The 6908-nt window shown below is 23.8% G+C and carries 9 protein-coding genes; 5 read left to right on the forward strand and 4 right to left on the reverse strand.

Annotated features, from left to right (window positions below):
• On the forward strand, nucleotides 1–322 hold a 322-nt coding region (gene rbfA, locus T405_RS03315; protein ID WP_036431215.1), incomplete at its 5' end, for a 30S ribosome-binding factor RbfA.
• A gap of 46 nt (nucleotides 323–368) precedes the next feature.
• On the opposite strand, the gene T405_RS03320 is transcribed toward rbfA, so the two are convergent.
• Complete coding sequence (locus T405_RS03320) at nucleotides 369–1034, reverse strand: deoxynucleoside kinase (protein ID WP_036430615.1); 666 nt, start codon at nucleotides 1032–1034, stop codon at nucleotides 369–371.
• Nucleotides 1034–1699 carry a deoxynucleoside kinase gene (locus tag T405_RS03325; RefSeq protein WP_036431218.1) on the reverse strand — a complete coding sequence of 222 codons (666 nt, stop codon included), beginning with the start codon at nucleotides 1697–1699 and terminating at the stop codon, nucleotides 1034–1036. Before T405_RS03325 ends, T405_RS03320 begins: the two co-directional genes overlap by 1 nt.
• A 175-nt stretch (nucleotides 1700–1874) precedes the next feature.
• On the opposite strand from T405_RS03325, the gene T405_RS03330 reads away from it, so the two are divergent.
• The 4 genes from T405_RS03330 to T405_RS03350 all read left to right on the forward strand — a co-directional run bounded on the left by T405_RS03330 (nucleotide 1875) and on the right by T405_RS03350 (nucleotide 6263).
• Complete coding sequence (locus tag T405_RS03330) at nucleotides 1875–2459, forward strand: thymidine kinase (RefSeq protein WP_036431221.1); 585 nt, start codon at nucleotides 1875–1877, stop codon at nucleotides 2457–2459.
• A gap of 72 nt (nucleotides 2460–2531) precedes the next feature.
• The gene (gene hisS, locus T405_RS03335) at nucleotides 2532–3875 is read left to right on the forward strand and encodes a histidine--tRNA ligase (RefSeq protein WP_036431224.1); all 1344 of its coding nucleotides are present in this window, start codon (nucleotides 2532–2534) and stop codon (nucleotides 3873–3875) included.
• A complete protein-coding gene (gene aspS / locus T405_RS03340) occupies nucleotides 3868–5565 on the forward strand; it encodes an aspartate--tRNA ligase (protein WP_036431226.1) in 1698 nt (565 codons plus the stop codon). The genes hisS and aspS overlap by 8 nt, the downstream gene beginning before the upstream one ends.
• Before the next feature lie 473 nt (nucleotides 5566–6038).
• Nucleotides 6039–6263: a hypothetical protein gene (locus tag T405_RS03350; RefSeq protein ID WP_036431232.1), complete on the forward strand. Its 225-nt coding sequence runs from the start codon at nucleotides 6039–6041 to the stop codon at nucleotides 6261–6263.
• Between the two features lie 73 nt (nucleotides 6264–6336).
• Here T405_RS03350 and T405_RS03355 read toward each other — a convergent pair whose 3' ends face one another.
• Both T405_RS03355 and T405_RS03955 read right to left on the reverse strand, forming a co-directional pair.
• Complete coding sequence (locus tag T405_RS03355; protein ID WP_036431235.1) at nucleotides 6337–6708, reverse strand: hypothetical protein; 372 nt, start codon at nucleotides 6706–6708, stop codon at nucleotides 6337–6339.
• A gap of 7 nt (nucleotides 6709–6715) precedes the next feature.
• A partial coding sequence (locus tag T405_RS03955) for a hypothetical protein (protein WP_036431238.1) occupies nucleotides 6716–6908 on the reverse strand: 193 nt, incomplete at its 5' end.

Consider the following 6908-nt stretch of genomic DNA (forward strand, 5'->3'; position numbering starts at 1 on the left):
AAAACGTAAAGAATCACAAGTTCATCAATTAGTAGCAAGCATAATTCAAAATGATTTAACAAACGTTAATATTATTGATCCTGTTGTAATGGATGTCAAATTATCCTCAGATTTATCAGTTTTAAAAGTGTATGTTAATTTATCAGAAAATGTACAAAAAGGTATCATTGCATTAAATAGTTCAGCAAGTTATGTTCGTAAAATACTTTCAAAATCACTTAATTGAAGAAAAGTTCCTGAAGTAAGGTTTTTTATAGATGAAGTATCTGCAACAGGTTCTGCAATTGATGCAATATTAAGGAAAATAAAAGAAGAAAACTAGAGCAAAATATTTTGTTCTAGTTTTCTTGTGTTAAATTTTTTATAAATTATTTATATCTAATAGATTTAGTAAAATCATATTTATCTATAAAATCTATTGTTTGATTTAAAACCTTTTCATCATTAATATCATTTGTATTAATAATATAATAGGGAATATTATATTTATTTACTAAAAATAAAAATAATTCTTTATATAAAGAGTGTAATCTTTTTAAATAATATTCATTTATCTCAAAATTATCTATTTCAATCTTTCTTCCTCTACTTAGTATTCTACTTTTAATAGTATCAAAATCAGCATCTAAGAAGATTGCTAAATCAGGGTTATCATTTAAATTAATAATATGTTCGAATAAAGCATTAAATGCTTGTGTATATCTATATGGTTTTTTTTCTAATGTAACAAGTGCAAAAATATAATGCTCTAAGTTAAACCTATCTAGAAACATATAGTGTTCTTTATGATTTCTATCTTTTAAAAATAATTTCTCTTTTTTAGCAAAAGTATCTGATAGTGATTCAATAATATATGATTGAAAAGCAATATCTATATTTGGTTCTTTTTCATAAACTCATTTCAAAAAAGTATTAAAAACATCATCATCTTGAGCAAACTCTTCTAACAAATAAGATTTATGATAATGTTGATTTAAATGTTTTGATAGTGTTGATTTGCCAGAACCTATCATTCCACTAATTGCTATAACCATTATTTTCTACTTACATTTGATAAATCAAAATTATCTATGATAGAAATTGCTTTTTTTAAAACTTCTTCTTCTGTTAAATTATTTGTATCAATAATTACATAATTTAAATTATATTTATTTGCTTGTTTAATAAATAAGTCTTTATAAACATTAAATAAATTTTCAAAATAACTTTTATTTTGAAAATAGTTATTTGTTTCTACTTCTCTCCCTCTTGAAAATAACCTTTTTTCAAAAGTTTCATAAGACATATCTAAATAAATAGCTAAATCCGGTGTTTCTTCTTTTGTTATTAAAAATTCAAATAGTGCATCATAACCATTTAAATAACTTAATCCTTTAGGTTTTAAATTCACATGAGCAAAAATATAATGTTCTACACTAAAACGATCTAAAAAGATATGATCTTTTGCAAAATCTTTATTTAAATTTCTAAAAGTATTAAATAAATCATGTAATTTAGTTGTATGATTTTCTACAACATATGTTTGAAAACCCATTGTTAAATTTGGTTGTTTTTCATACAACCACTTTAAAAAAGTATTAAATACAACATTATTTTCATCATATTCTTCTAATATCATTGAACTTTTATAATGTTCATTTAATTTTTGTGACAGAGTACTTTTCCCGCTGCTTATCATTCCGCTAATTCCAATTAACATAATAACTCCTTTAATTTGATAGTTATTTATTATAAACAAAAAATATCTTTTTATTAAATTACTTTTTTCGATTTTTATCTTCAAAAAAAAATTCGTTAAGAATATTAAATTTAAATAAAATGCTTTGAGAAATTGCAAAATGATAATATAATCTATTTTCAGACTTAGGAGGACTATGAATTTAAAAAGACCAGAAGGTACATTAGAAATTATTACTGGACCTATGTTTTCTGGTAAAACAGAAGAATTACTAAAAAGATTAAAAATATTAGAAATTGCTGAAGTTAATACAATTGTGTTTAAGCCTTCATTTGATGTTCGTTTTGATGAAAATAAAATAGTTAGTAGGACAGGTGCTAAAACAAATGCTATAGTTATAAAAGAATCTTCAGAGATATTAAAGCATTGAAATTCTGAGTTCAAGGCCGTAGCAATAGATGAAGTAAATTTTTTAGATGATGGAATATTCAAAGTAATTGACAAATTAGTTTTAAATGGAGTTAGAGTTATTATTAGCGGTCTAGATATGGATTATTTAAGAAGACCTTTTGGAGTAGCACCCGGTTTGCTAGCTATAGCAGATGATATAACTAAATTAAAAGCCGTTTGCTTATTATGTAAATCAGATGCTGCTTTTTCATTTAGAAAAGAAAACAATAATGACTTGAATTTTCTGGGTGATTCAGAATATGAAGCAAGATGTAGAAAATGTCATATCTTGGGCGAAAAAAATAAATTGAAAATATCTAAAAATAAATAGCAAAAGTTTCTTAATATGAAACTTTTTTTATTATTAAAATGTATAATTATAAAAATTTAAAAGCAGGTTTATATGATTACAAAAATTAAAGGTACTAAAGATTATAATTTTATTGAATATGAATTAAAAAATTTTATTAGTTCTATTTTTGAAGAACTTTGTCTAAAAAATGGTTTTAAATTCGTTGAAACTCCAATTATTGAATCAACTCATTTATTTAAAAGAACAGTTCAAGATTCAGAAATTGCACAAAAGGAAATGTATGATTTTCTAGATAAAAGTCAAAGAGAAATTTCTCTTAGACCAGAAGGAACAGCACCTTTTGTTAGAGCTTATATAGAAAATAAGTGATATACTGAACAAAATCAAAGGTTTGCTTACAATATGCCTATGTTTAGATATGAACAACCTCAAAAAGGTCGTTATCGTCAATTTTATCAAGCTGGAGTAGAATTTGTTGGAGAAAAAAACTATTTAAAAGATATTGCAGTAATTTATCTTGCAGCTGGTATTTTAGATTATTTAGAAGTTCCTTATAAGCTAAAAATTAACTCTATCGGAAACTTAGAATCAAGAAAAAACTATGAACTAAGTTTAAAAAATTATTTAATTAAATTTAAAGATCAATTAACACAAGAATCACAAAAAAGATTGCTTGAAAACAATGTATTAAGAATATTAGATGATAAGATAGATTCAAAACTAGATTTTATAAAAAGCTCACCTAAAATAAAAGATTACATATCAGAAGAATCTCAAACTTATTATAATAATGTAAAAATAAAACTAGATGAACTAGGAATTGAATATCTTGAAAGTAATGAATTGGTTCGTGGTTTAGATTATTATGATGAAGTAGTTTTTGAATTTGTTGCAGATACTAAAGATATTGGATCTCAATCTACTATAATTGGTGGTGGTAGATATTCTAATTTAATAAAAGAATTGGGTGGACCAGATTTATCAAGTGTAGGTTTTGGTTTTGGCATTGATAGATGTGCATCTTTAATCAGAGAAAGGTTTATCAAAAGTACTAATATAGAACAGGAAATAAATAATTGTGATATCTATGTAAGTTCTTCTTTAAATGAAACTAATTTATCTAAATTATTTGATTTGACTTATAAACACTTAATCAACTTATTTCCTTCTGTTGAATTTGAGTTTAATGTAATAAAAAGTAAAAAATTATTTGAAAAAGCAAACAAGAAAAATGCAAAAATAATTATTTATGATGATAAGATGCTACAACCTAATATGTTTTGTGCTAAAAACTTATTAACTAATGATAAAATAATTTTCCAAAACAACAATCAAGGAATTGCAGATTTATTAAGATTTCTAGAAGAGTGCGATTTAGATATAGATATCAATGAATTAGAAGAATATATTGAAGGATTAATTAGTAATGAATAAAACAATAAATAACAATGAATTAAACTTATCTAATTTAAATGATCAGGTTATATTGTATGGATGAGTAGCAAACAAAAGAAAATTTGGCGAAATTAATTTTGTTGATTTAAGAGATAAACATGGTATAACACAACTTGTTTTCAATGAACCAATAAACTTTCCTAAAGAAAGTGTTTTAGAAGTTAGAGGTACCGTTAAAGAGCGTAAGGATAAAAATTATGATTTGCCTACTGGTGAAATTGAAGTTTTTGTTCAACAATATAAGGTACTTTCTTCATCAAGAGAATTACCATTCCAAATAAGAGATGATATAGAAGTTAAAGAAGAATTAAGATTAAAATATCGTTTTTTAGATTTAAGAAGACCTATAATGCAAAAAACAATTGCTCTTAGAAATAAATTTATTTTTGCTGTTAGAGAATTTTTACAAAATGATGGGTTTTTAGAAATAGAAACTCCGATTCTTTCAAAAGCTACACCAGAAGGTGCTAGAGATTTCTTAGTTCCTACAAGAAATATAAATGAATTTTATGCACTCCCTCAATCACCACAATTATTCAAGCAACTATTAATGATTTCTGGTTTTGAAAAATATTTTCAAATTGCACGTTGTTTTAGAGATGAAGATTCTAGAAAAGATAGACAACCAGAATTTACTCAACTAGATATTGAAGTTAGTTTCACAGATGTAGAAACTTTTCAAAGTAAAATTGAAAAATTATTTAAGTATGCAATGAAAAAAGTAATGGATGTTGATATACAAATACCTTTTCAAAGAGTAAATTATGATGATTGCATTAGAGATTTTGGTTCGGACAAACCTGATTTTAGATATGACAAAAAAATAATTGATATAAATGATTTTTGTAATGATTCTAATTTCAACATTATAAAAAACGAATCATCAAAAAGATTATTAAAAATTTCTGAAATCATAACTAAAAAAGAGTTTAAAATACTTGAAGAAATAGCAAAGAAAAACAAGGCAAATGCATTATTTTACTTTACTGTTCAAGATGGTGAAATTTTAGAATCAAACTTTGCAAATAAAGTTATGGAAAGTATTAAGAAATTAATAAATAAATTTGAAAATAAAGATGGAACTTATTTAATTGTAGCTAATAACTTTGAAAATGCATCTCAAAGTCTTGGAGCAGTCAGAGTTGAACTAAACAATTGATATAAATGAGCAAAAGATGAATTTAATTTCAAATGAATTGTTAAATTTCCAATGTTTGAATATGATAATGAAAATAATAAATGAGATGCAGCACATCACCCATTTACTCAATTTGATAATACTATCGAAGAACTAAATACACTACCTAAAGAACAAATAAAAGCTAAAAGTTATGACTTAGTTTTAAATGGTTTTGAATTAGGTTCTGGTTCTGCAAGAATTTATGATAAAGAAGTTCAAGAAAAAATGTTTGAATTAATTGGTTTATCAAAAGAAGAACAAGAAATGAAGTTTGGCTTCTTCTTGAATGCTTTAAATTACGGAGTACCTCCACATTGTGGAATTGGTTTAGGTATTGATAGAATAATTATGATATTGGCAAATTTATCAACCATTAGAGATGCTATTGCTTTCCCTAAAAATTCTAAAAACCAAGATATTTTCACTAATGCACCATCAGGTGTAGAACAAAAACAATTAGATGAATTATTTATTTCAGTTAAGAATTAAGAAAAATAAGGCAAATGCCTTATTTTTAAATATTGAACTTAAAGTAATTATGTTCTCTAAGTTTTTTAAATCTAAAAGTTAAAAAGAGTTGAATCTTTAATAAATTAACTCAAGCAATATTTAATGAATTCTTTTTATATTTAAATATAAAAATAAATTTGGTTATTAAGAATGCGTTTGTTCAGATAAAAAATAAATATGCAAAAACATTAAATATAATTGTGCCTATCTGAATAAAATTAGGTTTTATTAGCATATAGATACCAGCTACTAATAAATATAAAGCAAAAAGATATGAAATAAAATAAAGTATTATTCTCGCTATTCTTGTTGAGTCTTGAAAATATAATTCACTGTATATCAGTGTTTTTTCTTTAATGTGTGTAATCTGCATAAATTATTCTACTGTATTTGTCTAAAAACATTCTATATTCAGATTTCTTCATCATATTATTTCAATCTTCTCTAACCTTTTGAATAATCCATTAAGTACTCATAAAGATGCTGAAAGTCAGTTATATCAATTCATATTATTAATAGTAGATATAATAAGATTTAAAATATCAGAGAATTTGTCAAAATTTGTTTGATTTTCTAAAATATATAACAATGATTCGGCTGAATCTAATATTAATTGTGAGGTATTACCAAAAATGTTAGGTATAAATGAAACTGCAGTATTAATTAAATCAATATAGTTAATAACTTTGTCAACATAAGTACCACTTGCAAAACCATTTAATGAACTTGTAACATCAGATATTCCATTTGTTACCTTCTCAAAAAATTTTGAACTTGTCTTCTATATCTTGCAACAGAAACTATGAAATTTGATACATAGTTCTTTAATTCAATAACTTCTTTTTGTTCTAAGTATTTATATATAGAACTATCTTTATATTTTTCTTGAGTTAAGACTACTTTTTGGTGTTTTTTCTTATTAATATATTCAACTTGTGATGAAAGTTCTTCAATATTATTTGATGTAATATTTATTAAATCAAATAAACTGTTCTGCATTTCACTGTCTAAATTTAGGTTTAGTATTATTTGTCTTAGTTCATTTTCGTTAAATTTCTTTTCATAAATAGATGTACTTAATTTAGCTGTTTCTATTTTTAAATTATCATATGGTATAAACATAATTCTCCTAATTCATATTTAACAAATTTTCATATCTAGTTTGTATAAATCTGAAATATATTTCTCTTAAATCAATTTCATTTGTACTTTGATAATTAAAGACAAAGTTTTTTCAAAGATTTGGTTTATTAGTGAGTTTGTGATTTGATAAAAAATCATTTTTTGATTCATATGAATTAAATTTAATAATTGGATTGAAT

The sequence above is a fragment of the Mycoplasmopsis felis ATCC 23391 genome, from assembly GCF_000701865.1.
Lineage (GTDB): Bacteria > Bacillota_I > Bacilli_A > Mycoplasmatales > Metamycoplasmataceae > Mycoplasmopsis > Mycoplasmopsis felis.